Origin of the sequence: Pseudomonas sp. O230 (assembly GCF_045447035.1) — a bacterium.
In the GTDB taxonomy this organism is placed as follows: domain Bacteria; phylum Pseudomonadota; class Gammaproteobacteria; order Pseudomonadales; family Pseudomonadaceae; genus Aquipseudomonas.
The window spans coordinates 16,038-42,700 of sequence record NZ_JBJGXN010000014.1 but is presented as its reverse complement, the minus strand read 5'-3'; the positions used below and the strand labels follow the sequence as shown (position 1 = coordinate 42,700).

Sequence of the window (26,663 nt, the reverse complement as noted above, 5' to 3'; positions counted from 1 at the left end):
AGGAGCTGGCAAGCCAGCGCCTACAGAACGGCGTCGCCACACATTTTTATGCCGCGCTGGCGGCGAATTTTTCGTAGTAGAAATTCACCGGCGCAATGCCTTTTTCGCGAATGTACTGGCTGACCGCTTCGACCATCGGCGGCGGGCCGCACAGGTAGACATCGACGTCGCCCTCGTTCAAATGTCTGGGCTCGATGTGCTGGGTCACGTAGCCCTTGAGCGGGTGCTGACTGTCGGGGCTGGCCACGCAGGCGCTGAAGCTGAAATTCGGGATGCGCGCGGCGAAGGCTTCCAGGCGATCCATTTCCACCAGATCGAAATCGTTAGTCACACCGTAGATCAGATGCAACGGGTGCTCACTGCCCTGCTCGGCGATTTTTTCCAACATCGCGGTGAACGGCGCCAGCCCCGTACCGCCAGCCAGCAGCAACAACGGCCGACGGATGTCGCGCAGATAAAAACTGCCCAGCGGCCCGGCCAGGCTCATGCTGTCGCCGGCCTTGGCCATGCCGGTGAGGAAGCTGCTCATCAGGCCGCCAGGCACATTGCGAATCAGAAAACTGACCTCGCCGTCGCGCTGCAACGAGCTGAACGAATAGGCACGAGTCTGCTCGCTGCCAGGAATCCCGAGGTTCACGTACTGCCCCGGCAGGAACGCCAGTTTGCTCAGCGCATCGCCCTTGATCGACAGCGCGATGGTGCTGTCGGACAACTGGCGCACGGCGCTGATGGTCGCCTCAAAACTGGCCTGTTGCGTGCGGCAGACCTCCGAGGAAGCCGGCACGCGCACCACGCAATCGCTCTGAGCGCGCATCTGGCAGGTCAGGACAAAGCCTTGCTCGGCTTCGTCCGCCGTGAGCGCGTCTTCGATGTATTCCTCACCGAGGTCGTAGCGGCCGGCCTCGGCGAAACACTTGCACGTGCCGCAGGCGCCATCGCGGCAATCCAGCGGAATGTTGATGCCCTGGCGGTAGGCGGCATCGGCCACGGTTTCGCCAACATTGGCGTCGATAAACCGGGTGACGCCGTCTTCGAAATTGAACGCAATGGAATGAGTCATGACGGCAGCCTCACAGGTGGTAAACATCGATGACCTGACGAACGTAGTCGTTCTTCAGGATCACTTTCTTGGCCTTGATCAGCGGGTTTTCGCCGCGTACATCGAGGGTGTAGAAACTGCTGCCGAAATAGCTGTCGACGGTCTTGTAGCGAAAGCTCAGCGTGTGCCAGTTGAAGCGCACTTTGCAGAGGCCGTCAGCCTGTTCCAGCAACTCGATGTTGCTGATGTTGTGCGAGGTACGAGTGTCCGGCACGGTGGCGCTGGAACGCTCGGTCTTGATGCGGAAGATGCGGTCTTCCAGACCCGTGCGGTTGCCGTACCAGATTAGCGAGATTTCCCGTTGCGGGTCTTCGGTCAGTTCGTCGTTGTCGTCCCAGGACGGCATCCAGAACGTCGCATCCGGGGCGTACAACTCCAGCCATTCGTCCCATTGCCGATCATCGAGGTAGCGCGCTTCGCGGTAGAGAAAATCGCGCACGGTTTCATAGATGATGGTCATTACACGGTCTCCACGGCAATCAGCTTCGATTGCTCGGCGGCCAGTGCCTTGAGCATGGTCTGCTGCCAGTATTTGTGCTGCAGCACGAACAGGCCTTCGTCCTCGGTACGCACGCCGCTGAGCAACGGATGCAAGTCGATTTCCTTCGCCGCATCATCGGCGCCTTCGACCCAGTGCTCGGCGCCACGGGACATGTCGTTCCAGCCGGTCACGCTGCCCTGATAGCCGGTCTGACAGGAGCGAAACTCTTCCAGATCGTCCGGCGTGGCCATGCCGCTGACATTGAAGAAATCCTCGTACTGCCGAATCCGGCTCGAACGGGCGTGATCGCTTTCGCCTTTGGGGGCGATGCAGTAAATGGTGATTTCCGTGCGGTTGACCGAAATCGGCCGAGCGATACGGATCTGCGAACTGAACTGGTCCATCAGGTACACGTTCGGGTACAGGCACAGGTTGCGCGAGTTTTCGATCATCCAGTCGGCGCGGGCCTGGCCGAAGTCCTGGGCCAGTTCGTCGCGGCGTTCATACAGCGGGCGATCTTCCGGGTTGGCCCAACGGGTCCAGAGCAACATGTGGCCTTTGTCGAAGGAATAGAAACCGCCGCCCTGCTTGGCCCAACTGCCGGCGCTCATGGTCGGATTGCTGTCGCCGGCCTCGCGCTGTTTGCGCTGGTTCTGGGTGGCGGCGTAGTTCCAGTGCACCGAGCTGACGTGATAACCGTCGGCACCGTTTTCGGCGGTGAGTTTCCAGTTGCCTTCGTAGATGTAGCTGGACGAACCGCGCAGCACTTCCAGGCCGTCGGCGGACTGGTCGACGATCATGTCGATGATCTTCGCCGACTCGCCCAAATGCTCAACCAGCGGCACCACATCGGCCTTGAGGCTGCCGAACAGGAAGCCGCGATAGGATTCGAAACGGGCGACTTTGGTCAGGTCGTGGGAGCCTTCGCAGTTGAAGCTCGCCGGGTAGCCGGCCGCTGCCGGGTCTTTGACCTTCAGCAGTTTGCCGGAATTGTTGAAGGTCCAGCCGTGGAACGGGCAGGTGTACGAGCTCTTGTTGCCGGATTTGTGTCGGCAGAGCATCGCGCCACGGTGACTGCAGGCATTGATAAAAGCGTTGAGCTCACCGTCCTTGTTGCGCGCGATAAAGATCGACTGGCGCCCCATGGTGGTGGTGTAGAAATCGTTTTTGTTGGGGATCTGGCTTTCGTGCGCCAGGTACAGCCAGTTGCCTTCGAAGATGTGTTCCATCTCAAGGTCGAACAGCCGCGGGTCGGTGAACATCTCGCGCTTGCAGCGGTAGATGCCTTGTTCTGGATCGTCCTCAAGCAGGGATTGAAGATATTCGGGTCGCAGGGTCATGGCCGCCGCCTCCATTGTTATTGTTCAGGCAAGGCTCATGCTAGGACGGGGCAATGGGGTGAACTATCCGCTGGGTGCAGATCTTTATCCATTTAGTGCAGAACGTATTTTCGGAATCGGACTACATAACTGCTTACAACTTGTGCCATAGACTGCGCGCCTGACTACAAGGAGTGGTTCTATGGCTAATCACGGTTACATGACCATAAACGGAAAAGCTCAAGGATTGATTTCAGCGGGCTGTTCAACCCAGGACTCTATTGGCAACAAATTTCAGGCTGCGCACACCGACGAAATCATGGTGCTGTCTTACAGCCACAACATGGCCAACATCGGCAACATCAACAGCTCGACGCACAGCCCGATCATCATCACCAAAGCGGTCGACAAATCATCACCACTACTGGCTCAAGCGCTTTCAAACAGAGAGGAAATCAACTGCACGATCTGTTTTTACCGCGTGTCGTCCTCTGGCATGCAGGAAAAGTTCTACACCGTGTCGATCAATGGAGGGGTCATTGTCGACCTGACGCTTGAAGTGCCTCACGCCATTTTTCAAAACGACGCCGAACCACAAGAGCAGGTGGCCATTCGTTACCGCGACATCGCGTGGACCCACCATCTGGCTAAAACCGCCGGTTACAGTTCGTGGGGCGAAGAAGGATGAATTCGAACCGGATTGACCTTGCGGACGTCACCAGCGCTGCCGGGAAGCTGGTCGGGCAAGCCCATACTGTCAGCGCTCGACATCTTGCCCAAGGCGCGGCGCGGGGACAGTTCAATCGGGAAATTGCGTATTACGCGAAGCGCATTACCGATGATGTCGCGCTAGGCAATATAACGCCGAAGCAAGGCATACAGGCGCTTCTGCAAGAACAACGCGACCTGCTGATCCAATCGCAAGCCGTCGCGCGAAATGCTCAGGGCGCGATGACTGCACGGCTTAAAAGAACACCGACCTCGACGCTCACTCAGCCTGTATTAAAACCTGACCCGGAGCGCTTGTTGCGCTTTGTCCATGCGCAAAACCTCAAGTGGACTGCCGCGAATTCGCCCAATGTATTGAAGGCAGCCTCTTCGCCGCATCCAGTTTCGGATCTAAAGTTTTTTCCTCAAGAGCTGTGGCCGGCGGAAGTCCCGCAAGAAGACCCCGGTTTCTATGTCGTTCCCAGAAGCACGACAGCTGACAAACTCGAAGCTCAGCTTTTCACTTCAGCCTCCCCCGCCGTCATCGCCAAATTCAAGGCCCTGAACCCGAACCTGGATCAGGTGAAAGCCGGGACGATGATTGTTCTGAGCGATCCGAACAATCATCTGTGTACTTTCGAAGAAGCGTTGTTGATGCAGGCAGCGGGCAATGTAAACAGAGCCTTGGAACCGCTGAGTTCGGAAGAGGCTGATTTCATGGCGCGTCACTATGACGAGATTGCGTTCCTGATTTCCAAGGGGTCACTCGGGGCTAGTGCCGGGCTGGCGATGTTCTCGAAGAATCTGAAAGACGTTAGCGGCATTCTAAGTGACATCGAGAGTTTGCATACCCGGACCTTTCAAACCAAGGGTCACCTGAAGTCCGCCGAGTTCTATGCCGAACGCAAACGCCTACTGGCTCAGCTGGACGTTCAGCTAACCAAACTGACAAAAAAGAGCATCGGCTTTCCGGATCATCCCAATCTGAAAAACGCGTTGGGCCTATCGACTAAAAGTCTTGTTCATCGGTGGAGAAAAGCCGGGGCCGTTGGACAGATTCCCGGTTATGCCACGCATATTGATGCCGTTTCTAAAGCGGCGAAGTACGTGAAATATGGCGGTTGGATTGGTACCGCGGTGGGTGGTGGGGCTTCAGTGATCAAAGTTCAAGGCGTCTGCGCTCAAGGCAGAACGGATGCCTGCGAAGTAGTGAAATTCATAGAAGCCGGTGGCTTTATTGGTGGCGTCGCGGGCGGTGCAGCCGCTTCCGCAGCAATGGCCGGTTCTACCGTAGGTTGGGTGTGTGCGGCGTTAGCAGTGCCTACCGGCGGAACAGCCGCACTTACATGCGGACTATTAGTAGTGGGCGCAGGATCGTTTGCAGGTGGTTTTTTCGGCGGAAAGGGTGGAGAAACACTAGGGCAAGTTATATACGAGAATACAAAATGAATCCTATCGCGCAGTTTATCGGCTATTCGTGCGGCGTGGTGATCCTATGTTTATATGTTTGGATCGGTGTAACGTTACATATAGCGTACACGAAGCTTGATCTGATTTTAGAACACCTGAAAAACTGCACAGCGATCATGAACCGCGTGCCGCTCAGACATGGTGGTCCTTGGGGGAAACTGATGCTCGTCGGCGGAATTTCCGGGATCATCGCTTTTCCCGGATTTTATCTTAACAGGGGTGAATTAAGCCCAGACGATTTACGCGATCTCCCCCAATTATTGAAACGCAAATTGATAATTTTGCACTGGAGCGTACTGGGACTATTAGCTGCACTAGTTGTACTCGTACTCATCGACAGATCTGGACTTTTTTATTAACAGCAGATTGAAATGCCGAAAATCAGGAGTTTGTTGAGTGAACCTGAATACTGCTGAAAAAATATATCTCGCCATTGGCCTAATCGACTTCGGAGGCGCATTTATATTTATCGGCACAGTGCTCTATCTCGCTTATAGCAAAAGGATTTTATTTTGGATCACCTGAAGAACTGCCGTGCGGTTATTAATCGGAGAGACCTCAGAAACCAAGGAGCTAGAGCAAATTTAGTTTTGATGGGAAAAATAATGAGCGCCCTAGCTCTGCCTCGCCTTTCTCTACGCAATGGAGGTGCCAACGAGGATGATCTGAGGAACTTCCCCCCAGGTCTGAGACGAATTTTGGTCACCCTATATTGGCTCGGGTGGACGTTTTTAATCGTAATGGCCGGCCTTGCCGCAGTTGCTGAACTAGAACTCGTCTGAAAAATCCCCTGTCGCGAGAACCTTTTACGAGCGAATCACTCCCGCCGCTTCAGCGTATCCGAAGGCAACTCCCCAAACTGCTTGCGGTAGTTATCCGAAAACCGCCCCAAATGCAGAAACCCATAATCCATCGCCACTTCCGTGACATTGCGCACATTGCAGGTCGGGTCGATCAGGCACGCATTAATGCGCTCAAGGCGCTTTTGCCGAATGTAGTTTTTCGGCGTAGTGCCAGCGTTGCGTTCGAACAAGCCATACAGCGAACGCAGGCTCATCCGCGCTTGTCGCGCCAATTCTTCGCTGTCGATGTCCTGCTTGAGGTTGCGCGCGATGTAGTCGGCAATCACTTCGAACGTGGCGGTCTGTGAACCAAGGCTGATACGGCTGACATTGGTCTGCATCAGGCTGAGCATCTTGCTGACGATGATCTGTGCGTAGTGCTCCTGCACTTTGGGAATCTGCTCGGTGGCCTCGGCTTCCTGGCAAATCATCGCCAGCAGTCCGACAAACCCTTCCAGCTCGTTGAGCTGATAACGGTTCTCCAGAAACCGCACGCCCTGCCCCGGATAGCGCCAGCGCTGTTCGTCGCACACGGACTCAAGCAACGTCGTGGGGACTTTGAGGATGAATTTTTCGCAATCGTCAGAGTACGTCAGGTCCACCGGATCGTCGGGATTGATCAGCAGCAACTCGCCGGGCGCGAAGTAATGCTCCTGACCGTGACCGCGCCACAGGCAATTGCCGCGCAGCAGCACTTGCAGGTGATAGATGCTTTCCAGTGCGCCGGAGGTGACGCGAACGCTGCCGCCGTAGCTGATACGGCAGAGGTCGAGACTGGCAAATTTGCGGTGATTGAGACTGGCCAGCGGATGCCCGGCGCGGGGCATCAGGATGCAATGATTACCGACATGCTGATTGACGTAGCCCGACACCGCGTAAGGGTCGGCTTGGTCGAATACGGAGCTGCGCTGACTCAAAAGTTGCGCTTGCATCATCGGGTCACTCTCGTTGTTGTTATAGGTTGCGTAGAGCCATTCTAGGGCTGCGCCACGTTAACGCAGAAAGCCACGAGATAAACGGTAGGTTATCTCGTGGCCAGGTCCCGCCGTTCGAAGTGATCAGTCCTCGAGTGCGCGAACTCGCTCGTGACGCTGCTGCTCTTGCGGCTGGGCGGATGACTGCAAGGTGAAGTCGAATTCGATTTCAGCAAAACGACCGCTGACACCATGCGCCGCTGCGCGTTGTTGATCATCGCTGAAGGTGATTTTCGCGATCAGCTCGTCACGGGTGGCGTAGGCGAAATCGTCGTGCAGGTATTGGTCGCCATCAAGGTTGATCTGGGTGGTCAGGTGACGATGATGCGGCGCCGAGATGAAGAAGTGCACGTGCGCCGGACGCTGGCCGTGACGACCCAATTGATCGAGCAGTTGCTGGGTCGGACCGTCCGGCGGGCAGCCGTAGCCCGACGGCACGATGCTGCGGAAGCGGTAGCGACCTTCGGCGTCGGTGACGATGCGGCGGCGCAGGTTGAACTCCGATTGAGTGGTATCGAAGTACGAATAAGTGCCGCCGGTATTGGCGTGCCAGACATCCACCACGGCGCCGGCCAACGGTTCGCCGGCGGTGTTGAACACGCGGCCCTGCATGAACAGCGTCACACCCGGATCGACTCCATCATCGAGACGCGCTTCACCTTGCGACAACGGCGCACCGGCCACGTACAGCGGACCTTCGATGGTCCGCGGCGTGCCGCCAGCCTTGCCGGCCTGCTCGTCTTCGGCGTCCATCAGCAGGTCCAGGTAATGTTCCAGACCGAGCCCGGCCACCACCAGACCCGCTTCCTGACGCGCGCCCAACACGTTGAGGTAGTTGACGGCTTTCCAGAATTCTTCCGGGGTCACGGCGAGGTCTTCGATGATGTTCACCGAGTCACGCAGGATGCGGTAGACCAAGGCTTTGGTGCGTGGATCGCCGGCGTCGTTGTGCAGGCCGCTGGCCTCTTCGAGAAACTTCTGGGCGCTGGCAGTGTGGGAAATCTTGACGTTCATGGTGGTTCCTCATCTTGTAATTATTAGCTTGGCGAACTGAACAAACTGGGTTCAGCGGTCATCCTCGCGGATGGAAGAAGGATGCCGGCACATCGCGGTGACTTCGATCGCCATGTATGGGTAAAGCGGCAATTGCATGAGCAGGTCGTGCAGCTCTTGAACGCTGTCGACATCGAACACGCTGTAATTGGCGTAGAGCCCGGCGATGCGCCACAAGTGACGCCACTTGCCTTGGTCTTGCAGTCGCTGGGCCAGGGCTTTTTCGTCAGCCTTCAGCTTGGCGGCTGCTTCGGGATTCATGTCGACCGGCAGGTTCACGGTCATTTTTACGTGGAACAGCATAATGCTCTCCTCAGGCTTGATGAATGGCAGTAGAGGTTTTGTCGCGACGGAAGAACGCCAGGCGCTCTTCATCGAGGTTCAGGCCCAGCCCCGGCGTCTTCGGCACGTGCAGCTCAAAATCGCGATAGACCAGCGGTTCGCTGAGAATGTCTTCGGTCAACAGCAGCGGACCGAACAGCTCAGTGTCCCACGCCAGTTTGTTCAGGGTGACAAAGGCATGGGCCGAGGCCAGGGTGCCGATGCCACCTTCAAGCATAGTGCCGCCATACAGACCGATGCCGGCTGCTTCGGCGATAGCAGCGGTACGCAGCACGGCACGTGGGCCGCCGTTCTTGGCAATCTTCAGGGCGAACACCGAGGCTGCGCCTTCACGGGCCAGGTTGAACGCATCTTCCACGCATTCGATGGATTCGTCGGCCATGATCGGCGCCGGGCTCACCGCATTCAGCCGCGCCATGCCCGAGCGGTTATTGCGCGAAATCGGCTGTTCGATCAGATCGATGCCGTTGCTGCCGAGAATCCGGCAGGCGCGCAACGCGACAGCTTCGTCCCAGGCCTGATTGACGTCGACCCGCACGCTGGCGCGATCGCCGAGGGCCTTTTTGATCGCGATCACGTGGGCCAGATCGCGGTTGACTTCGCCGGCACCGATTTTCAGTTTGAAGATGCGGTGGCGGCGCAGGTCGAGCATTTTTTCCGCTTCGGCGATGTCCTTGTCGGTGTCACCGCTGGCCAGGGTCCAGGCCACTGGCAGCGCATCCCGAACCCGGCCACCCAGCAGTTCGCTGACCGGCAGACCGAGGCGTTTGCCCTGGGCGTCGAGCAGCGCGGTTTCGATACCTGACTTGGCGAAGGTGTTGCCGCGGATGCTGCGCTCCAGGCGCAACATCGCGGCGTTGACGTTGGCGCTATCCTGACCGAGCAGCAGCGGCGCGAAGTGTCGGTCAATGTTGGTCTTGATGCTGTCCGGGCTTTCATTGCCATACGCCAGGCCACCGATGGTGGTGGATTCGCCAATGCCTTCGATGCCATCGGCGCAACGCACGCGAATGATCACCAGCGTCTGGTTCTGCATGGTGTGCATCGCCAGCTTGTGCGGACGGATGGTCGGCAGATCGACGATGATCGTCTCGATCGATTCAATGGCAGTTGCAAGCATGTCGATACCCGTCAGGTTCTTAAAGTTCTGGAACCGATTCTGGTACGGCTTTTTTCGTGACGCCAATATAGAATTGGTCTGACTTGATACCTTTAAGGTATGCAAACTGCTTTATGGAGGCCTCATGGAACTGCGTCACCTGCGGTATTTTCAGGTGTTGGCTCAAACCCTCAACTTCACCCGCGCCGCCGAGCTGCTGCACATCGCCCAGCCGCCGCTGAGCCGGCAGATTCAGCAACTGGAGGATGAACTCGGGGTGTTGTTGCTGGAACGCGGGCGGCCGCTGAAGCTGACCGATGCCGGGCGGTTTTTCCATGAGCACAGCACGGCCCTGCTCGAACAACTGGGCAAGGTCTGTGACAACACGCGACGCATCGGGCTAGGTGAAAAAACCTGGTTGGGCATCGGTTTTGCGCCGTCGACCCTGTATGGCGTGCTGCCGGAACTGATTCGCCGTTTGCGCAGCGGCGAGCCCCTGGAACTGGAACTGGGGCTCTCGGAAATGACCACCCTGCAACAGGTGCAGGCGCTCAAGGCCGGACGGATCGATATTGGTTTCGGCCGCATTCGCATCGACGACCCGGCCATCATCCAGACCGTGTTGACCGAAGACCGCCTGGTGGCCGCCCTGCCCGCCGGCCATCCGCTGTTGGCCGGGCCGATCAGCCTGCGCGAACTGGCGAAAGAACCTTTCGTGCTGTACCCCGGCAACCCGCGCCCGAGCTACGCCGACCATGTGATCGGGTTGTTCGAGTCCTATGGCGTGAGCATTCACGTGGCGCAGTGGACCAACGAGCTGCAAACCGCCATCGGCCTGGTGGGCGCGGGAATCGGCGTCACCCTGGTGCCGGCCTCGGTGCAATTGCTGCACCGCGACGACATCGGTTTCACGGCACTGCTGGAAGACAACGCGACCTCGCCGATTATTCTCAGCAGGCGCGTGGGCGATGTCTCGCCGGGGTTGAATCATTGCTTGCGGATGATCGATGAATTACTGCCGCAACAGCTGGCCTCTCCGTAGGCGCCGACTTGCCGGCGATGGCGTCCGCAAGATCGCCATCGCCAGCAAGCCGGCTCCTGCAGGATTTGGCGGTTATTCGTCAGCCGGCAAACGCCCGGCGACCGGCGCGCATTTCGGTGCGCAGTTCGCCAATCAGGTTGGAGATGGCACGAACGCTCGTCAATTGCGCGGGCGACACACCGGTGATCAGCAGATCAATCCTGCCGGTGGCGCGCTCGAAAACCTTGATCCGTAGCGACCCGTCAGGGTTCACCGTGCAGGCGCAGGAAAGCGGTTGAAAACCGGACTCCACAATGCGGCAAAGTTCTGGAACTGAAACCATGACTGGGCGCTTCCGTGACGGTTGATCGGATTCGATCCGTTGAGGATAGCTGCGCTTTTTCGGTTCTGCGCCAGCGAACATTGGGGGAAGTGTTATCTGTGTCCCAATTCAGAAATCACGCACTGATACCTTTTGTCATAACGCCCCGCTAAACCTGCTTAGGAAAAAATGTGGGCCACCGCGATTACCTGCAGGAGCCGCTTTGCGGGCGAAGGGCCCGCGAATCCGGTGTTTTAATCACTGCGCATCCGCTCCCCAGATCCAGTTCCAGATCCCCGGCAATGTCACCGGTTGCGAACTATCGCGAACAGTGCGCGCCATCGCCGCCCTTTGCAGTTCGGCCTGATCATCGTAAAACGGCTTCTGCGCCGTTTTCACGCCGGTCGCCTGCGCGCTGTCGAGCAGGATTTGCAGGTACTCGCGGGCATGCCGCGCGGTGTAGCGATTGAGGTCATGGAAGGTCACCACCACCGGGATCACCCCTTCTACGGTCGGCAACTCACCCAATGCGATGCGCTCACGCACCTCCGACATCTGCCGCAGCATGTTGGCCCGGCGCCTGGGGCTGGCGTTGAAGCCCCAGATCTTGCCATCGTTGGCGCTCAGGTCGGTAAGCAACACGTGCATGCCGTGCTTTTGATACGCGGCGAAGACCCGTTTGTCGTAGTTCCAGAAAGGCGGCCGTACCAGGGTCGGCGGCGCGCCAGTGATGGCGGCAATGTCAGCGCTGCCTTTGGTCAGCGACTGTTCCAGCGCTTGCGGGCTCAGGGACCGATGATTGGTGTGCCAGTGAGTGCCGGTGTGGAAACCGAGAATCTGCCCGTCCGCATGCTCGCGGCGCATGACCTCGCGGCCAATGTCGCTGTCGCCTGCCCGTGGCGCGCCGGTCTGCACAAAGAACACCGCTTTGAGGTTCGGTTGCACCGGGTTGGTGGCGAGACTGTCGAGTATCGTCATCGTCGGGTTCCAGAAGCTCGACGCGCTGGGACCGTCGTCGAAGGTCAGCAGAAACCGGATCGGTGCTTGCGCGCGCAGACGCTGTTCGGTCTGGGGCGTCATTTCAATGGGAGCAGCGATGCAACCCGCCAGCCCGACGGCAATAGCAAGTGCGCAGAGAACCTTGAACAGCTGTTTCATGTTGTGCCTTGGGCCAGACCGTTGAGCCCGCACAGGTGTGCGGGCGCAGGTTGGATCAGGGTACACAGAGTTTGGTTCCGGTGCCGCCCGGCATGCTCGGTTATTGGGTAAACGCCTGCTCGAACGAGTTGTCGATAATCGGCGCGGTCGCCAGTGCCGTCGGCAGTGCTTTGACCTTGAACAGGAAATCCGCCGTACTTTGCAGGTCCTTGGCGGCCTGCGCATCCACCGGACCCACGGTCATGTGCGCCTGGCGCAACCAGTGACGCGAAACGTTCTGGTCGAGGTTGGCCTTCTTCGCCCACAGATCGGCATATTCATCGGTGTGGTTGTCGACCCAGGCCCGCGCCTTTTTCAGGCGGACCAGGAAGTCGGCGATGGCTTCACGCTTGCTGTCGATCGACGGTGTCGAAGCGGCGATGGCGCTGAGGCCTGGCATCAGGTTCTTCGCGGTGAGAATCGGTCGGGCGCCGGAGAACAGGATCTGTTGGGAAATGTAGGGTTCCCAGACCGGGAAGGCATCAATGCTGCCCTGAGGCAGCGCGGCGGCGGCATCGATCGGCATCAGTTTGATGAAGTCGACGTAGTCTTCCGGCAGGTCAGCTTGTTGCAAGGCGCGCAGGGTCAATTGCTGGCTCCAGGCGCCGGGCCAGTAAGCGACTTTCTTGCCCTTGAGGTCGGGGATGGTCTTGACCGGAGAATCCTTGGGCACGAGCAAGGCGATGGTGTCCGGGTTCTGCCGCGAGACGCCGATCAGCTTGACCGGTGCCTGTTTGGCGGCGAGGAACAGGAAGCCTGAATCACCCAGAAAGCCCACATCCAGCGCGCCGGTGTTCAATGCTTCGGCCAACGGCGCAGCAGCCTGGAAGTGCTTCCAGTCGACGGTGTAAGGCGCCCCTTCCAGTACGCCCGAAGCCTCCACCGAGGCGCGCACGTTGTAGTAGTTCTGATCACCGACATGCAGGACGACGGGCTCGGCGGCGTAGGCCATTGGTGCTGCAAACAATGCGCTGGTCAGCACACTGCGGACAAATTTGGACAGGTTCATCGGGGGCTCCTTGAGGGTGAATGTCATAGACCATAACGCTCTTACAGGATGCTTTTTAAATTCGATTTATGCATAAGCTCATGACTGCGAGCCAACACTGTTCACCCGGCAACAGTGAGGCGACAGACTGTTTGCACTGCAACACCCTTGCGCTTCGTCCCGCGCATTGCCCCCTTGAAAACGCCTGATACCCCAGACATGGCACAGAGCCTGCAATATTCCTTTTACGCAGGAAAAATTTATAAAAAATGAATTTTTAGACATAAGAAACTCAACGCCTTGTCCGGAGCTGATCCCATGAAATCCACCTTCCGTTTTCCTAATGTCAGGTATCTGCTCAGCGCCTGCGCCCTGGCCTTGAGCCTGCAACCCGCAGCGCAAGCCGCCGAAACGCCGCCGGCCGAAGTGCATCTGGATTACGCCTATTACTCGCCGGTCAGCCTGGTGCTCAAACACTTTGGATTTCTCGAGAAAGCCTTGCCACAGACCAAGGTCAGTTGGGTGCTGAGTCAGGGCAGCAACCGCTCGCTGGAATACCTCAACAGCGGCGGCGTCGATTTCGCCTCCTCCGCGAGCCTCGCCGCGGTCCTCAGCCGCGCCAATGGCAGCCCGATCAAATCGGTTTACGTCTACAGCCGCGCCGAATGGACTGCGCTGGTGGTGCGCAAGGATTCGCCCTACAAGACCGTCGCCGACCTCAAAGGCAAAAAAATCGCCGCCACCAAAGGCACCGACCCGTACCTGTTCACCCTGCGCAGCCTGCAACAGGCCGGATTGAGCAAAGACGATGTGGAACTGGTGCACTTGCAACACCCGGATGGCCGCACGGCCCTGGAAAAAGGCGATGTCGACGCCTGGGCCGGCCTCGATCCGCACATGGCCGCCAGCCAGGTCCAGGCCGGTTCGCGCCTGTTGTATCGCAACGCTCAATTCAACAGTTATGGCGTGGTCAGCGTTACCGACACTTATGCGAAAGAGCACCCGCAAACCATCGAAACAGTACTGAACGCGTACGAAAAGGCTCGCGACTGGGCGGTAAAAAACCCTGACGAACTGGCGAAACTGCTCGCTAGCGAATCAGGTCTGCCGCTGGAAGTGGCCAAGCTGCAACTGTCGCGGACCGACCTGAGCAGTCCGCAACTGACCGCCAAGGATGTGATCGCCTCCAAGGCCGCCGCGCCGATTCTGGTCTCCGAGGAATTGGTGCGTCGTGGGGTGAATGTCGATCAGGTCATTGATCAGCTGATCGATACCGGCTTCAAGGAAACCGTGGCCCGTCAGTAAATAATCGCCAACGGATAGCAACGAATCCGCGCCAGTCGCGGATTCGTCGTGACCGGAGAACCCCATGACCAGCAAAAGCAAAGACCTCTCCCTCGAACTGCCGACGCCACGTCGTGCCACTCTGTCCTTGAACAACGCCTGGTGCCTGCGTCTCAAAGGTCTGGCGTTGCCGGTGCTGATGCTCCTGGTGCTGGAATTTGTCGTACGCATCGGCTGGCTACCGTCCTACCAAATGCCGGCGCCCAGCGAAATCGCCCTGACCTTGAGGGACCTTGCCGAAGGCGCGCTGTGGAAACACATCAGCGCCAGCCTGTTGCGCGTGTTACTCGGTTTCGCCATCGGTGCCGGTCTGGCGCTGGTGTTTGCCGCGTGGGTCGGTTTGAGCCGTGAAGCCGAAGCCTGGCTGGAACCCACCTTCGCCGGCCTGCGTTCGATTCCGAGCCTGGCCTGGGTGCCACTGTTGTTGCTGTGGCTGGGCATCGACGAAACCTCGAAAATCGTCCTGATTGCCATCGGCGCGTTCTTCCCGGTGTACCTCAACGGCGTCGCGGCGATTCGCGACATCGACCGCAAACTGGTGGAAGTCGGGCAGATGTATGGCTTCAGTCGCACGCGGCTAGTCCGGCGGATTCTGTTGCCCGCCGCCCTGCCCGGCCTGTTTACCGGGTTGCGCAGCGGCATGAGCCTGGCGTGGATGTTTCTGGTGGCCGCCGAGCTGATCGCTGCGACCAAAGGGTTGGGTTATCTACTCAGTGACGGACGCGAGACGTCCCGCCCGGACATCGTGCTCGCGGCAATCATCGTGCTGGCGCTGCTGGGCAAACTCAGCGATGGCATTCTCGCCAGCCTGGAGAAACGCTTTTTGGCGTGGCGCGACACGTTCAACGGCCAAAGCGCAGAGGATTGAGCCATGACCGATTACCTGCTGGACATTCGCGTCGAGCGCAAAACCTTCGCCAGCACCACGGTGCTCAGGGATATTCACCTGCAATTGCGGCACCGGGAAACCGTCAGCCTGCTGGGCCCCAGCGGGTGCGGAAAAAGCACGTTGTTACGGATCGTCGCCGGCCTGGAAAAAGACTTTCAGGGCGAACTCAGTCGCAGCACCGGTGAGGTTGCGTTCGTGTTTCAAGAACCTCGATTGATGCCGTGGCTAACCGTCGAGCAAAACATCGGTTTCAGCGCCGACAACCGATATGACAAGGCCTGGGTCGCGCAACTGATCGATGAAGTCGGCCTCAGCGGGTTCGCGCAAGCCTTGCCCAAGGCGCTCTCCGGCGGCATGGCGCAGCGGGTCGCGATTGCTCGCGGCCTCTACTCGCGGCCCGACGTGCTGTTACTCGACGAACCTTTCAGCGCGGTGGACGCTTTCACCCGGATGAAGCTGCAGGACCTGTTGCTGCAACTGGCCGAGCGTCACGCCATCGCCCTGCTGCTGGTGACCCATGATGTCGATGAAGCGCTGTACCTCAGCGATCGCGTGCTGGTCATGGACAATCGCCCCAGCAGCATTCGCCAGGAACTGGCGGTGCAACTGTCCCATCCGCGTGATCGGCGCGATCCGCTGCTGGCGCAATTGAAGGCGTTGTCGTTGACCGAGTTGCAACGGGCGCATGTCATCTGAACCGCCCCCTCGGTCCGTAAGAGCTGGCTTGCCGACGATGGCACCCGCCAAATCGTCATCGCCGGCAAGCCGGGCTCCTACAGGCCAAACGTCTAAGCTGAAGGCTCCAGCAGGAGGTTCAGTCGATGTGCGGAAGACTCTCGCAATACCGGGGCATTCATGACTTCGTGGCGGTGCTGAGTATTCCCGACGCGCTGATCAACCATGTCGGCGATGAACCGTTAGCTCGATACAACGCCGCGCCGACGAATCAACTCGCATTGTTTCATCGCGATAGTAATGGGCTCCGGGCGGACAAGGTGCGCTGGGGATGGCGGCCGCACTGGGCGAAGGACCGTGCAGCGCCGATCAATGCGCGGGTGGAGAAAGTTGCCCACGGCCCGTTCTTCCGCGCAATCTGGCCGCACCGCGCAATTGTGCCGATCGATAATTGGTTCGAATGGGTCGATGCGCCGGATTCAACGAGACAGCCATGGCTCATCCGTCGGCAGGACCGCGCGCCGATTTTCTGTGCTGCGATTGGTCGGTTTCCCGCAGATGGCGAGAAACCGCGAGACGACGACGGTTTCGTGATCATTACCGCGGACAGCGCCGGTGGCATGCTCGACATTCATGACCGGCGGCCGGTGGTGTTGTCGCCGGAACTGGCGCGGGAATGGCTCGATCCCGCCACGCCCCTGGCACGCGCGGAACAGATGGCCTTGTTTCAGGGGGAAGGCAGCGAGGTTTTCGAGTGGTACAAGGTCGGCAAAGCCGTAGGCAACGTGAGAAATCAAGACGCGTCGTTGATTGACGAACGTGTATGACTTATCAATACCGACAGTAATACTTGCATCAATGACAGTGAGTTATGCAAACAAATAACGCCAACGTTACACAGACTGTTTCACCCAAGAAACACATATAGACAGAGGGCACTTCGCTGTCTCAACCGCTTGTCCGACATCTCGATACATTTACAATAACTACGGCTAGCATGCGCGCCGCATTTCCATTGGCATTGCCTAGTTGACCAAAGAGTCAACAACTAAGGAAATCCCTACTACAACAAGCCTTACAGAGAATTAAATGCGCGACGATTTAGCAATCAATCAAGTCGTTGGTCTGGAGTGCGTTTATCTTTCGACGACAGAGCACTATCGGCTGGACTGTTTTATCGAGCAGTACATAAAGACCCGTAACCTGCGATCAGTTCCGGGAATAGACGGCACCTTGCGTTCAACGCTCAAACACTATCCGGGCAAGCCGCCGGTCATGGTCAACGAAGTGAACGCCTGGATCGACAAAACCCTCGGCTATCGGGCGTTGCACCCTGATGTATTGCAACTGGACGACGCTTGAAACGACCCACAGGACCCGTTTGGCAAAAGAACTGAACGAACCCGTCGTCGAACGACTCTGATTAGCAGAGGCTCGCTGAGCCTCATCCTTTTTCAGCCTTGTCATTTCTGCACGAACTCGCACCGCAGATCTCTCTGAATGTCCTGTTCTACGACTAAGCCAAATGACTTGGCTGGCTTCAAGAGAAATACATGAGCGAACTCGTTCCTTATGCCGTGCACTACTTGTTCGATGGCGTGCGACAGCACTTTTTCAAACTGGCCGTGCATTTTTCCGATGTCGACGCGATTCATTCGGCGTCCGCGCATGCGTACCCGAAATCCGGCAATAAGATCGCCGAACACGCCACCCTGGACGCGGCACGCATCAAAGCGCAGCAACTGGGCATTACCCAGGTTCGCTGGAACGTGTCGATCTGATTGACTGGCAAAAAAAGCCCCGCTCATCGGCGGGGCTTTGTTGTATGCGCAGTCCGATCAGGGCTCCGACTAAAATTTTTGATCCAGATCTGACAGCTCCTTCCCGTCGTCGGGGTGCTTCCAGTCAGGGGTCGAACGTCTCTGCCGCTCGATCTCCTCCTCCGTCGGTTCATCCATGTTTTCTTCATCCGGATCGGGACGCTTTTGTTCAGTGGCCATGCTCACCTCTCTTCCTAAGGGATCAGTCATCAGCTTTAAGCGTAGAACAGTTTCGAGCACCCGGCTCAGAGCCACCAGCGCAGCAAAAAGAAAAACCCCATGCTCAACAACATGCTGAGCAAGGTGTTGCGGGTGTACAGCACCAGCCCCACCGCCACCAGCGAACTGATCAGGTACGGATTGTCCCACTGCAGGTTCAGCTGTTTATCCGGCATAAACACAATCGGGCCGCAGATCGCGGTCAACATGCCCGGCACCGCAAAACCGAGGAATTGCCGGGCATTGCTGCTCAGGCGCAGCGGCAGCCGTGGCTCGAGAAATACATAACGGTTGAGGAACACCAGGATCCCCATACCGACAATCACTGCCCAGACCATCATGTGCGTGCACCGTAGAATTTATTGCAGATGAAACCTGCGGTCATGCCCGCCAACCCCGACAACACCAGCGCCGAGCCCCATTGCCAGTAGCTGAACAACACCGAGCAAAACAGCGAAACCGCCACACAGACCACCGTCGGTACGTTGCGCACCACCGGGGTGATCAGGGCGATGAAGGTCGCGGCGATGGAGAAATCCAGGCCCAGATGTTCCAGGCCGGGAATGCTGCTGCCCAGCACGATACCGGCCAGCGTGAAGAGGTTCCACGCGATGTAAAACGTCAGGCCGACGCCCAGGGCATACCAGCGGTTGAATTGCTGTTTGTCGTGCTGGCTGACTAGGGCGAACAGTTCGTCGGTGAGCAAAAAACCCAACCCGGCACGCCAGCGACCCGGCAGCGGGGAAATCACCGAACGCAGGCTCATGCCGTAGAGCAAGTGCTGCGACGTCAGCAGTAACGTGGTCAGCAGAATCGAAAAGATCCCGGCGCCGCCCTTGAGCATGCCGATGGCCACCAGTTGCGCCGCCCCGGCAAACACGATGCTCGACAACCCCTGGCCTTGCAGCGGCGTGAGGTTGGCTTCAATGGCCATGGAGCCGGCCAGCAACCCCCACGGCGCGGTCGCCAGGGACAACGGCATGATCGCCGCGGCGCCGCGCAGAAAGGCACTGCGCGGCATGAGTGAGTGAGTCATAACGCTCTACAAACAGAAAAAGATGCCTGACTGTGCCAGCAGTCGCGCCCGATGGCTTGAACAATCTTGCGCACCTGTGCCGATTTTCGTGATTGACAAAATTCCCGCCGACTTTTAAAACTGAGCGCCTCATTCAGGGTGTAAACAAACATGTCCGCAACTTTCAACCTCAACATTGACGCTATTGGCTTGATTGCCAAGGCGCAAGGTTGCGTTGCGCACGCCCTCAAATCGAAGAAACAGTCGCTCATGTGACCGGGGCGCGCTGTCCCGTCAGATGAGCTGACAGGACATTGAGCGCGACGGACACCCTCCCCTTGCTTACTTCCTTCTACGCTGCTGACGGTGACGAAATCGGTCAACTTTCAGGAGTAAGTGCATGTCATCGTTTCAAGGTATCTGGGTTCCGCTGGTTACGCCGTTTCAACACGGTGCGATTGATTTCGTCGGGTTGCGTCGGCTCGTCAGCCATCTGCTGGATAAAGGCGTCGATGGCCTGGTGGTGTGCGGCACTACCGCTGAAGCGGCGGCGCTGAGTAAACATGAACAACTGGCGGTGTTGGATGCCGTGCTGGAGTTAGTGCCTGCGGATCGGGTGGTCATGGGGCTGGCCGGCAACAACCTGACGGAACTGCTGCAGTTGCAGAGCGAAATCCTCAAACGACCACTGGCCGGGTTGCTGGTGCCGCCGCCGTATTACATCCGCCCGTCCCAAGCAGGCCTTGAAGCGTTTTTCAAAACAGTTGCCGATGCGTCCACCGTGCCGATCATTCTGTACGACATCCCCTATCGCACCGGCATCGCCTTCGAACAGGCAACATTGCTCAACATTGTCGCCCACGAGCGGATCGTCGCGATCAAGGATTGCGGCGGCAATCAGGCCAACACCCTGGCGCTGCTGACCAGCGGCAAGATTGACGTGTTGTGCGGTGAAGACAATCAGATTTTCAGCGCCCTGTGCCTCGGCGCCAAAGGGGCGATTGCCGCCTCGGCGCATGTGCATCCGGAGTTGTTCGTGGCGCTGTATCAACAGATCCGTGACCAGCGGCTGGCAGAAGGCCGGACCACGTTTTTCCAGTTGCTGCCGCTGATTAACAGTCTGTTCATCGAACCCAATCCTGCCCCGGTGAAAACCGCACTGGCCCTTGAAGGCTTGATCGGCGATGAACTACGCGCGCCGATGCAACGCAGCAGTGAGGCCATGGTGCTGCGATTGAAGGCTGTGCTCGCCGGGCTTGGCAGCAACAATCGATAGAGCGCCGACGCCCCGCCCGAGTACCATGGAGCGATTCGCATCACGCGTCAGGGAGTCGCCATGCTTTACCGGATCGCCGCCGATGGGCTGGTGCTGTTTCACCTGTTGTTCATTCTGTTCGTGCTGTTCGGCGGGCTGCTGGTGCTCAAATGGCGCCACCTGGCCTGGTGGCACCTGCCGGCTGCTGCGTGGGGGGTTGCGGTCGAGGTCTTCCACCTGACCTGCCCGCTGACACAGTGGGAAAACCTCATGCGCAACGCGGCCGGGCAAACCGGCTATGGCGGTGGTTTCATCGAACATTATGTGTGGCCGGTGATTTACCCGGCCGGGTTGACCCCGAACATCCAGTTAGGGCTCGGCGGCGTGGTGCTGGCGATCAACGTGTGGGTCTATGTTCGGGTGTTCCGGCAGCGCAAGTCCCGCCGGATGTCCACCCTTTCCAACTCCACACGATCTCTGTAGGGCCGGCCTGCCAGCGCCTACAAGGTTCTCGTCGCTCCAGACATTTGTTTCCAGGCCGCTCGCTCGAGGATTCAAAACATGTTGTCGATTGAAGACTTGGCGTTACTGGAGGCCATTCGGGAAACCGGCAGCCTGTCGCGGGCGGCGGTCCATCTGGGCAAGGCGCCATCGACCGTGTCGTACGCGGCGCGGCAACTGGAAGAGCGTTTCGACGCCTTGCTCTTCGATCGCCGTCGCTACCGCTTGCAGCTCACCCCGGCCGGGGAATTGCTGGTGAACGAGGCGGCGCGACTGATGCAGGACGTCTCGCGCCTGACCCAACGGGTGCAGCAAGTGGCCAATGGCTGGGAAAGTCGCCTGTGGATCGTCACTGACGAACTGCTGGAGTTCGAAACCTTGATCCCGGTGATTCAAGAGTTCGATGCACTGGAATCCGGCGTACCGCTGCGCATCACCCAGGAAGTGCTCAAAGGTGTTTGGGAAGCCCTGCGTGAAGGCCGGGCGGACCTGATCATCGGTGCCACCAACGAACCGCCGGCCATCCCTTCCTTGCGCTGGATGCAATTGGGGGAAATGGAATGGGTGTTTGCGATCTCGCCCAGGCACCCGCTGGCCAGGGCCAAGGAACCGATCTCTCGGGCAACGGTGACGCAGCACCGGGCGATTGTCGTGGCCGACTCGTCCAGAGTCACCGAGGGCAGCACTTATGGCGTCTCCGGCGGGCAACCGGTGCTCGCCGTGCCGACCATGCGCGCCAAAATCCTCGCCCAGTGCGACGGACTGGGCGTGGGGTGGCTGCCAAAACGTCGGGTCGGTTCGTTACTGAAAAACGGCACGCTGGTGGAAAAGCAGATGGCCGATCCACGCGAACCGAACATCCTGTATGCCGGTTGGCGCGGCGACCATGACGGTCGTGCCCTGGGCTGGTGGCTGGAAAAACTCAAGCAATCGTACCTGGCGACCCAACTGGTGCAGGGCAGCGGTGGCTTTGTTTGAATTCAGTTGGCAATGACGCTCATGTTCCTGCCGCTGGCCTTGGCCACGTAAAGTGCCTTGTCCGCAGCGCCAACCAGGTCGTCCGGCTGGGCCTGTGACGCCGGATCGTAAGCGGCGACGCCGATACTGACCGTCACCATGCCTTCCGCGCCTTCACGGTGGCGAATACCGGCCTGCAACACCGCGCGACGGATTTTTTCCGCGACCAGGAACGCCCCCACATAGTCAGTTCCTGGCAGCACCACCGTAAACTCTTCACCGCCATAACGCGCCGCCAGATCCCCGGGCCGATTGATGTTGTCGGTGATGATCGCGCTGATCTTGCGCAAACACTCGTCGCCGGCCACATGGCCGTAGTGGTCGTTGAACAGTTTGAAGTGATCGACATCGATCATCAGCAGCGCGAGACCGCTCAGGCTGCGCCGGGCGCGGCCCATTTCCGAGTGGATGAACAGATCGAACTGACGCCGGTTGGACAGCCCCGTCAGCGCGTCTTCCAGGGCCAGCAATTCCAGGCCGCGATTGGCCTCGAGTAGTTTGTCCTGAGCGTCCAGCAGTTGGTTCTGAATGCGGTTCTGCTGCTTCATCAGATTGATCAGGCGATAGCCCAGTACGCCGAGAAAACCCAGCAACAGTGCGACGATGCCGGCACTGAGCAAGGACTCCTCACGCCAGACAGTCAGGACTTCGTCCTTGTCGAGCGCAGCGAAAACGATCAGCGGATACCCCTCGACCCGGCGAAATCCCACTACCCGAACCACGCCATCTACCACGGATTTGACCGTTGCCGTCCCAAAATCCCCCGTGGGCAACAACTGTTTGAAGAGCGGGCCGTTGACGAGGCTGGTGCCGATTTCCGCTTCGTTGAACGGCCGGCGAACGATGATCGTGGCGTCGTTGGCGATCAGGTTGATCACGCCGTTTCGGCCCATGTCGATGCTGTCGTACAGGGACAGAAAATGATTGAGGTAAATCGTCGCCAGCGCCACACCGGCAAAACTTCCATCGGCATGATTGATCCGTCGCGACACTGTCATGATCCATTCGCCGCTGGAACGGCTTTTGATCGACGGACCGATATGCGGCCCACGGTCGGGATGATCGCGATGGAAGATGAAATATCCACGGTCGGCGTTGTTGGCATCGGTCAGGGCGGCGCCGTTGGAATTGGCAATCCAGCGCCCCGTTTCGTCATAGACGAACAGGCCATGCAACTGGCTCAACTCACTGCGCTGTGCGCTGAGCAAGCGTTCCAGATGGGGTATCCCGGCCGGGTTGAAGCCGTCGGTTTCGAGGCGTTCCACCAGCGTAAACAGCAGCGTATCGGCTTGCTTGATCGTTGCCTGCGCTTGCGAGGCCAGGGTCTGCGCAAGGTTGGACATCGCCACTTCCTTGTCATGCAGATGGTACTGGCGCGAATTCCACGCTTCCCAGATCACGATGACGATCATCGACAAGCACACCGCGACGAGCAGCACCACGGCGGAGCGGACCTTGATCCTGGCCCCGGCCTGTTCGGTGACCAAAGGCACGTCGTGGCGCAATTGTTCAATTCGGTCTTTGACGGACGGGTTACCCATGACGCTCCCTGACTCCTGATGAATGGCGACTGATCCCGTTCGCCTTTTTTATTATCAATGTGCCTTAACCCGACACCGGTTAACGGGGCGTCTGTTTCACTGTTTCAAGCCATGCCGGGTTCAATTGTGTCTGTTCGGTCTCGATGCCCAGCGCTTCCATTCGTGCCTTGTGAAGGTCCATTTCACGTACCAATTGGCTGTGATCACTGGAGTTGCCGTCCAGTTGGTGCATCTGGCTCAACCCCAGGTGATAAAAACGCAGCAGCTTCATCGCGCTCGGATCCCCCGCGTCCACCGCCGCCGTCACCTGGTGCATGACGTTGGTGATGCTCATCAGGCTGCGTTTGAGCTGCCAGCCGTAGACCGCCGGCGCCATCCACGCCTGGGTCCAGAACGTGCCGCGCATCAGCGCCGCCATCAACAACACCGCGACAAACACGCCGCCGACGTTGAAGCGTAGATTGTCGCCCCCCGGTTCGCCGAACATCGCCACCGCCGCGGTGGACAAAACCATCGCCAGGGCGAGGAAAACCAGGGCGATGATGATCGTGCTGCGGCGCGTCTGGCTTCGATAGATTTCGGGATTCTGCGGCTGGATTTCGAACATCTCGACGGGTTTCCTCGGGGGCGTGGGCAAAAAGACTGCGAGGCATTATCGCCTCTGCGGGGGATTTAGCTATGCTGGGGCTCCTTTTCATCTTTTCATCGTCAAAGGGGAACGTGGCGATACCGCGCAGTTCGTGCCATCTTCTTTTGTGGATACATACTATTCGGATGTCATGCGTCCTCGGCGGGTGACATCGTTTTAAGGATCATTGAATGTCCCAACGACAAGTAATCAACGCCTCCGTCAGCCCGAAAGGCAGCCTGGAAACCCTCTCTCAACGTGAAGTGCAGCAACTGAGCGAAGCCGGATCCGGCAGCACCTACACCCTCTTCCGCCAATGCGCCCTGGCCATCCTCAATACCGGCGCCCATGTCGATAACGCCAAGACCATCCTCGAAGCCTACAAGGACTTCGAAATCCGCATCCACCAGCAGGATCGCGGCGTGCGCCTGGAACTGCTGAACGCCCCGGCCGACGCGTTCGTCGACGGCGAAATGATCGCCAGCACCCGGGAAATGCTGTTCAGCGCCCTGCGCGACATCGTCTACACCGAAAACGAACTCGACGCCCAGCGCATCGACCTGAGCACTTCCCAGGGCATCAGCGATTACGTATTCCACCTGTTGCGCAATGCCCGCACCCTGCGTCCCGGCGTCGAGCCGAAGATCGTGGTGTGCTGGGGTGGCCATTCGATCAACACCGAAGAATACAAATACACCAAGAAAGTCGGCCACGAACTGGGCCTGCGCAGCCTCGACATCTGCACCGGTTGCGGTCCCGGTGTGATGAAAGGCCCGATGAAAGGCGCGACCATCGCCCATGCCAAGCAGCGCATCCACGGTGGTCGTTACCTGGGCCTGACCGAGCCGGGGATCATCGCGGCTGAGGCGCCGAACCCGATTGTCAATGAACTGGTGATCCTGCCGGACATCGAAAAACGTCTGGAAGCGTTTGTGCGTGTTGGCCACGGCATCATCATTTTTCCCGGCGGCGCGGGCACGGCGGAAGAGTTCCTGTACTTGCTCGGTATCCTGATGCACCCGGACAACAAGGGCCTGCCCTTCCCGGTCATCCTCACCGGGCCGAAACACGCGGCGCCGTATCTGGAGCAACTGGACGCGTTCGTCGGCGCCACCTTGGGTGACGCGGCGAAGCAGCACTACGAGATCATCATCGACGACCCGGCTGAAGTCGCGCGGCAGATGACTGCTGGCCTGAAAGCAGTGAAACAGTTCCGCCGCGAGCGCAACGACGCGTTCCATTTCAACTGGCTGCTGAAGATCGACGAAGGCTTCCAGCGCCCGTTCGACCCGACCCACGAAAACATGGCCAACCTGAAACTGAGCCGTAGCCTGCCGGCCCACGAACTGGCCGCCAACCTGCGCCGCGCGTTCTCCGGCATCGTCGCCGGCAACGTCAAGGACAAGGGCATCCGCCTGATCGAAGAACACGGTCCGTACCAGATCCGTGGCGACGCGGCGGTGATGCAGCCGCTGGATCAATTGCTCAAGGCGTTCGTGGCCCAGCACCGGATGAAACTGCCGGGCGGCGCGGCGTATGTGCCGTGTTATCGGGTGGTTGCGTAACAAGACCTCAGGAAGAGGTCAAGTCGCGAGCCGTGCATTGCTCATCCGGGCGCCATCGCTGGCAAGCCAGCTTCTACAGGTTCGGTGTCGTGAAAGCTTACGGACACCCACCCTTCCCGTAGGCGCCGGCTTGCTGGCGATGAAGCCCTTGAGGCGTGCATCGCTCTCAGAGGTGATCCGCGTCAATCACTGCCTTGGCAAAGGCCTGCGGGTCTTCCTGCGGCAAGTTGTGGCCGATGCCGCCGCTGATGAGTCGGTATTCGTATTTGCCGGTGAAACGCTTGGCGTAATCCTCGGCGGCCGGATGCGGCGCGCCGTTGGCGTCGCCTTCCATGGTGATGGTTGGCACCGTAATGACCGGGGCCTTGGCCAGCCGCTGTTCCAGCGCTTCATATTGCGGTTCGCCCTGAACCATGCCCAAGCGCCAGCGATAGTTGAAAATCGTGATAGCGACGTGATCCGGGTTGTCCAGGGCCGCTGCGCTGCGGTCGAAGGTCGCGTCGTCGAAGCGCCATTTCGGCGATGCCAGCTCCCAGATCAACTTGGCGAAGTCGTGGCGATTCTTTTCATAGCCAGCCTGGCCGCGCTCGGTTGCGAAGTAAAACTGATACCACCATTGCAACTCGGCCTTGGGCGGCAACGGGTTCTTGCCCGCGGCCTGATTGCCGATCAGGTAACCGCTGACGGCGACCAGCGCCTCGACCCGCTCCGGCCAAAGCGCAGCAACGATGTCCGCCGAGCGCGCACCCCAGTCGTAGCCGCCCAGCACCGCCTTCTTGATGTTCAGTGCATCCATAAAGTCGATGACATCACTCGCCAACGCCGCAGGCTGGCCGTTGCGAACAGTCTTGTCGGACAGGAAATGCGTGTCGCCGTAGCCCCGTGCGTACGGGATCAGCACCCGGTAACCCTGGGCCGCCAGCAACGGCGCCACTTCGCTATAGCTGTGAATGTCGTAAGGCCAGCCATGCAGGAGAATCACCACCGGCCCATCGGCGGGGCCGACTTCGGCGTAAGCCACACTCAGCAACCCGGCATTGACGTGCTTGAGCGGGCCGAACGTGTCCGTTTTGAGGGGCGCGGCAGTGGCCACCACCGGCTCCGCGGTCGCGGCTTGCGCATTCACAGCCACGAGGGCACCGAGCTGCATCAGCGCGAACGCGAGGACCGAGGGGCCAATGAAACGACGCCGACGCGAGGCCGAGGTATTGCTCAACACTTTGATCTTCATGGTGATTTCCCTGCAAGTCATGGATCTGCTGTTCGGACGACATGAATC

31 protein-coding genes are annotated in these 26,663 nt (G+C 58.9%); 15 read left to right on the top strand and 16 right to left on the bottom strand.

Going from position 1 to position 26,663, the window contains the following annotated elements:
* Positions 1-46 precede the first annotated feature (46 nt).
* Genes benC through benA form a run of 3 tightly spaced genes read right to left on the bottom strand, consistent with a single transcriptional unit; the run spans position 47 to position 2,920 of the window.
* A complete protein-coding gene (benC, locus tag ACI77H_RS27330) occupies positions 47-1,060 on the bottom strand; it encodes a benzoate 1,2-dioxygenase electron transfer component BenC (protein WP_407014852.1) in 1,014 nt (337 codons plus the stop codon).
* A gap of 10 nt (positions 1,061-1,070) precedes the next feature.
* A complete protein-coding gene (gene benB / locus ACI77H_RS27325) occupies positions 1,071-1,559 on the bottom strand; it encodes a benzoate 1,2-dioxygenase small subunit (RefSeq protein ID WP_407014850.1) in 489 nt (162 codons plus the stop codon).
* A complete protein-coding gene (benA, locus tag ACI77H_RS27320) occupies positions 1,559-2,920 on the bottom strand; it encodes a benzoate 1,2-dioxygenase large subunit (RefSeq protein ID WP_407014848.1) in 1,362 nt (453 codons plus the stop codon). The genes benB and benA overlap by 1 nt, the downstream gene beginning before the upstream one ends.
* Before the next feature lie 181 nt (positions 2,921-3,101).
* On the opposite strand from benA, the gene ACI77H_RS27315 reads away from it, so the two are divergent.
* From ACI77H_RS27315 to ACI77H_RS27300, 4 genes are read left to right on the top strand one after another with little or no spacing between them, the layout of a single operon-like run.
* Positions 3,102-3,587 carry an Hcp family type VI secretion system effector gene (locus ACI77H_RS27315; protein WP_407014846.1) on the top strand — a complete coding sequence of 162 codons (486 nt, stop codon included), beginning with the start codon at positions 3,102-3,104 and terminating at the stop codon, positions 3,585-3,587.
* Positions 3,584-5,056, top strand: a complete 1,473-nt coding sequence (locus ACI77H_RS27310; protein WP_407014845.1) for a hypothetical protein — start codon at positions 3,584-3,586, stop codon at positions 5,054-5,056. The genes ACI77H_RS27315 and ACI77H_RS27310 overlap by 4 nt, the downstream gene beginning before the upstream one ends.
* A complete protein-coding gene (locus ACI77H_RS27305) occupies positions 5,053-5,436 on the top strand; it encodes a hypothetical protein (protein WP_407014843.1) in 384 nt (127 codons plus the stop codon). The genes ACI77H_RS27310 and ACI77H_RS27305 overlap by 4 nt, the downstream gene beginning before the upstream one ends.
* 37 nt (positions 5,437-5,473) lie before the next feature.
* The gene (locus tag ACI77H_RS27300) at positions 5,474-5,602 is read left to right on the top strand and encodes a hypothetical protein (RefSeq protein ID WP_407014841.1); all 129 of its coding nucleotides are present in this window, start codon (positions 5,474-5,476) and stop codon (positions 5,600-5,602) included.
* 292 nt (positions 5,603-5,894) lie between these two features.
* Here ACI77H_RS27300 and ACI77H_RS27295 read toward each other — a convergent pair whose 3' ends face one another.
* The 4 genes from ACI77H_RS27295 to ACI77H_RS27280 form a co-directional block, all read right to left on the bottom strand.
* Entirely contained in the window at positions 5,895-6,854 is a 960-nt protein-coding gene (locus tag ACI77H_RS27295; protein ID WP_407014839.1) for an AraC family transcriptional regulator, read from the bottom strand.
* Positions 6,855-6,977: 123 nt separating this feature from the next.
* Entirely contained in the window at positions 6,978-7,907 is a 930-nt protein-coding gene (catA, locus tag ACI77H_RS27290) for a catechol 1,2-dioxygenase (protein WP_407014838.1), read from the bottom strand.
* Positions 7,908-7,958: 51 nt separating this feature from the next.
* Positions 7,959-8,249 carry a muconolactone Delta-isomerase gene (gene catC, locus ACI77H_RS27285; RefSeq protein ID WP_392888055.1) on the bottom strand — a complete coding sequence of 97 codons (291 nt, stop codon included), beginning with the start codon at positions 8,247-8,249 and terminating at the stop codon, positions 7,959-7,961.
* Between the two features lie 10 nt (positions 8,250-8,259).
* Positions 8,260-9,408: a muconate cycloisomerase family protein gene (locus ACI77H_RS27280; RefSeq protein WP_407014836.1), complete on the bottom strand. Its 1,149-nt coding sequence runs from the start codon at positions 9,406-9,408 to the stop codon at positions 8,260-8,262.
* A 124-nt stretch (positions 9,409-9,532) separates the two neighbouring features.
* Between ACI77H_RS27280 and ACI77H_RS27275 the strand changes: the two genes are divergently transcribed.
* Complete coding sequence (locus ACI77H_RS27275; RefSeq protein WP_407014835.1) at positions 9,533-10,429, top strand: LysR family transcriptional regulator; 897 nt, start codon at positions 9,533-9,535, stop codon at positions 10,427-10,429.
* 79 nt (positions 10,430-10,508) lie between these two features.
* Here the strand turns inward: ACI77H_RS27275 and ACI77H_RS27270 are convergent, their stop codons facing one another.
* The 3 genes from ACI77H_RS27270 to ACI77H_RS27260 form a co-directional block, all read right to left on the bottom strand.
* Positions 10,509-10,751 (bottom strand): DUF1652 domain-containing protein, encoded by a 243-nt coding sequence (locus tag ACI77H_RS27270; RefSeq protein WP_392888047.1) that lies wholly within the window; start codon positions 10,749-10,751, stop codon positions 10,509-10,511.
* 237 nt (positions 10,752-10,988) lie between these two features.
* Positions 10,989-11,888, bottom strand: a complete 900-nt coding sequence (locus ACI77H_RS27265) for a polysaccharide deacetylase family protein (protein WP_407014833.1) — start codon at positions 11,886-11,888, stop codon at positions 10,989-10,991.
* A 100-nt stretch (positions 11,889-11,988) separates the two neighbouring features.
* Entirely contained in the window at positions 11,989-12,936 is a 948-nt protein-coding gene (locus tag ACI77H_RS27260) for an ABC transporter substrate-binding protein (RefSeq protein WP_407014831.1), read from the bottom strand.
* A gap of 297 nt (positions 12,937-13,233) precedes the next feature.
* On the opposite strand from ACI77H_RS27260, the gene ACI77H_RS27255 reads away from it, so the two are divergent.
* The 6 genes from ACI77H_RS27255 (at position 13,234) to ACI77H_RS27230 (ending at position 17,604) form a co-directional block, all read left to right on the top strand.
* Positions 13,234-14,220, top strand: coding sequence for an aliphatic sulfonate ABC transporter substrate-binding protein (locus ACI77H_RS27255; RefSeq protein ID WP_407014829.1), 987 nt, complete (start codon positions 13,234-13,236; stop codon positions 14,218-14,220).
* 64 nt (positions 14,221-14,284) lie between these two features.
* The gene (locus ACI77H_RS27250) at positions 14,285-15,127 is read left to right on the top strand and encodes an ABC transporter permease (protein WP_407014827.1); all 843 of its coding nucleotides are present in this window, start codon (positions 14,285-14,287) and stop codon (positions 15,125-15,127) included.
* A gap of 3 nt (positions 15,128-15,130) precedes the next feature.
* The gene (locus ACI77H_RS27245; protein WP_407014826.1) at positions 15,131-15,844 is read left to right on the top strand and encodes an ABC transporter ATP-binding protein; all 714 of its coding nucleotides are present in this window, start codon (positions 15,131-15,133) and stop codon (positions 15,842-15,844) included.
* 125 nt (positions 15,845-15,969) lie between these two features.
* Positions 15,970-16,650, top strand: a complete 681-nt coding sequence (locus tag ACI77H_RS27240) for an SOS response-associated peptidase (protein WP_407014824.1) — start codon at positions 15,970-15,972, stop codon at positions 16,648-16,650.
* 262 nt (positions 16,651-16,912) lie between these two features.
* Positions 16,913-17,185: a hypothetical protein gene (locus ACI77H_RS27235; RefSeq protein ID WP_407014822.1), complete on the top strand. Its 273-nt coding sequence runs from the start codon at positions 16,913-16,915 to the stop codon at positions 17,183-17,185.
* Between the two features lie 191 nt (positions 17,186-17,376).
* Complete coding sequence (locus ACI77H_RS27230; RefSeq protein ID WP_407014821.1) at positions 17,377-17,604, top strand: DUF6555 family protein; 228 nt, start codon at positions 17,377-17,379, stop codon at positions 17,602-17,604.
* A 69-nt stretch (positions 17,605-17,673) separates the two neighbouring features.
* Here ACI77H_RS27230 and ACI77H_RS27225 read toward each other — a convergent pair whose 3' ends face one another.
* The 3 genes from ACI77H_RS27225 to ACI77H_RS27215 form a co-directional block, all read right to left on the bottom strand.
* Positions 17,674-17,823 carry a hypothetical protein gene (locus ACI77H_RS27225; RefSeq protein ID WP_407014819.1) on the bottom strand — a complete coding sequence of 50 codons (150 nt, stop codon included), beginning with the start codon at positions 17,821-17,823 and terminating at the stop codon, positions 17,674-17,676.
* A gap of 65 nt (positions 17,824-17,888) precedes the next feature.
* Positions 17,889-18,200, bottom strand: a complete 312-nt coding sequence (locus tag ACI77H_RS27220) for an AzlD domain-containing protein (RefSeq protein WP_167362959.1) — start codon at positions 18,198-18,200, stop codon at positions 17,889-17,891.
* On the bottom strand, positions 18,200-18,898 hold the full coding sequence (locus ACI77H_RS27215) for an AzlC family ABC transporter permease (RefSeq protein WP_407014817.1): 699 nt from the start codon (positions 18,896-18,898) through the stop codon (positions 18,200-18,202). Before ACI77H_RS27215 ends, ACI77H_RS27220 begins: the two co-directional genes overlap by 1 nt.
* A 379-nt stretch (positions 18,899-19,277) precedes the next feature.
* Here ACI77H_RS27215 and dapA point away from each other — a divergent pair, with 379 nt between their 5' ends.
* The 3 genes from dapA to ACI77H_RS27200 all read left to right on the top strand — a co-directional run bounded on the left by dapA (position 19,278) and on the right by ACI77H_RS27200 (position 21,611).
* On the top strand, positions 19,278-20,153 hold the full coding sequence (gene dapA, locus ACI77H_RS27210) for a 4-hydroxy-tetrahydrodipicolinate synthase (RefSeq protein ID WP_407014816.1): 876 nt from the start codon (positions 19,278-19,280) through the stop codon (positions 20,151-20,153).
* A gap of 60 nt (positions 20,154-20,213) precedes the next feature.
* Positions 20,214-20,615: a DUF2784 domain-containing protein gene (locus ACI77H_RS27205; RefSeq protein WP_407014814.1), complete on the top strand. Its 402-nt coding sequence runs from the start codon at positions 20,214-20,216 to the stop codon at positions 20,613-20,615.
* Between the two features lie 78 nt (positions 20,616-20,693).
* Positions 20,694-21,611: a LysR family transcriptional regulator gene (locus ACI77H_RS27200; RefSeq protein WP_407014812.1), complete on the top strand. Its 918-nt coding sequence runs from the start codon at positions 20,694-20,696 to the stop codon at positions 21,609-21,611.
* Between the two features lie 2 nt (positions 21,612-21,613).
* Here ACI77H_RS27200 and ACI77H_RS27195 read toward each other — a convergent pair whose 3' ends face one another.
* Positions 21,614-23,191 carry a sensor domain-containing diguanylate cyclase gene (locus tag ACI77H_RS27195; protein ID WP_407014810.1) on the bottom strand — a complete coding sequence of 526 codons (1,578 nt, stop codon included), beginning with the start codon at positions 23,189-23,191 and terminating at the stop codon, positions 21,614-21,616.
* Between the two features lie 79 nt (positions 23,192-23,270).
* Positions 23,271-23,798: a DUF3087 domain-containing protein gene (locus ACI77H_RS27190; protein WP_407014809.1), complete on the bottom strand. Its 528-nt coding sequence runs from the start codon at positions 23,796-23,798 to the stop codon at positions 23,271-23,273.
* A gap of 212 nt (positions 23,799-24,010) precedes the next feature.
* Here ACI77H_RS27190 and ppnN point away from each other — a divergent pair, with 212 nt between their 5' ends.
* Positions 24,011-25,384 (top strand): nucleotide 5'-monophosphate nucleosidase PpnN, encoded by a 1,374-nt coding sequence (gene ppnN / locus ACI77H_RS27185; protein WP_253427201.1) that lies wholly within the window; start codon positions 24,011-24,013, stop codon positions 25,382-25,384.
* A 166-nt stretch (positions 25,385-25,550) separates the two neighbouring features.
* On the opposite strand, the gene ACI77H_RS27180 is transcribed toward ppnN, so the two are convergent.
* Entirely contained in the window at positions 25,551-26,615 is a 1,065-nt protein-coding gene (locus ACI77H_RS27180) for an alpha/beta fold hydrolase (RefSeq protein WP_407014807.1), read from the bottom strand.
* Positions 26,616-26,663: the final 48 nt, after the last annotated feature.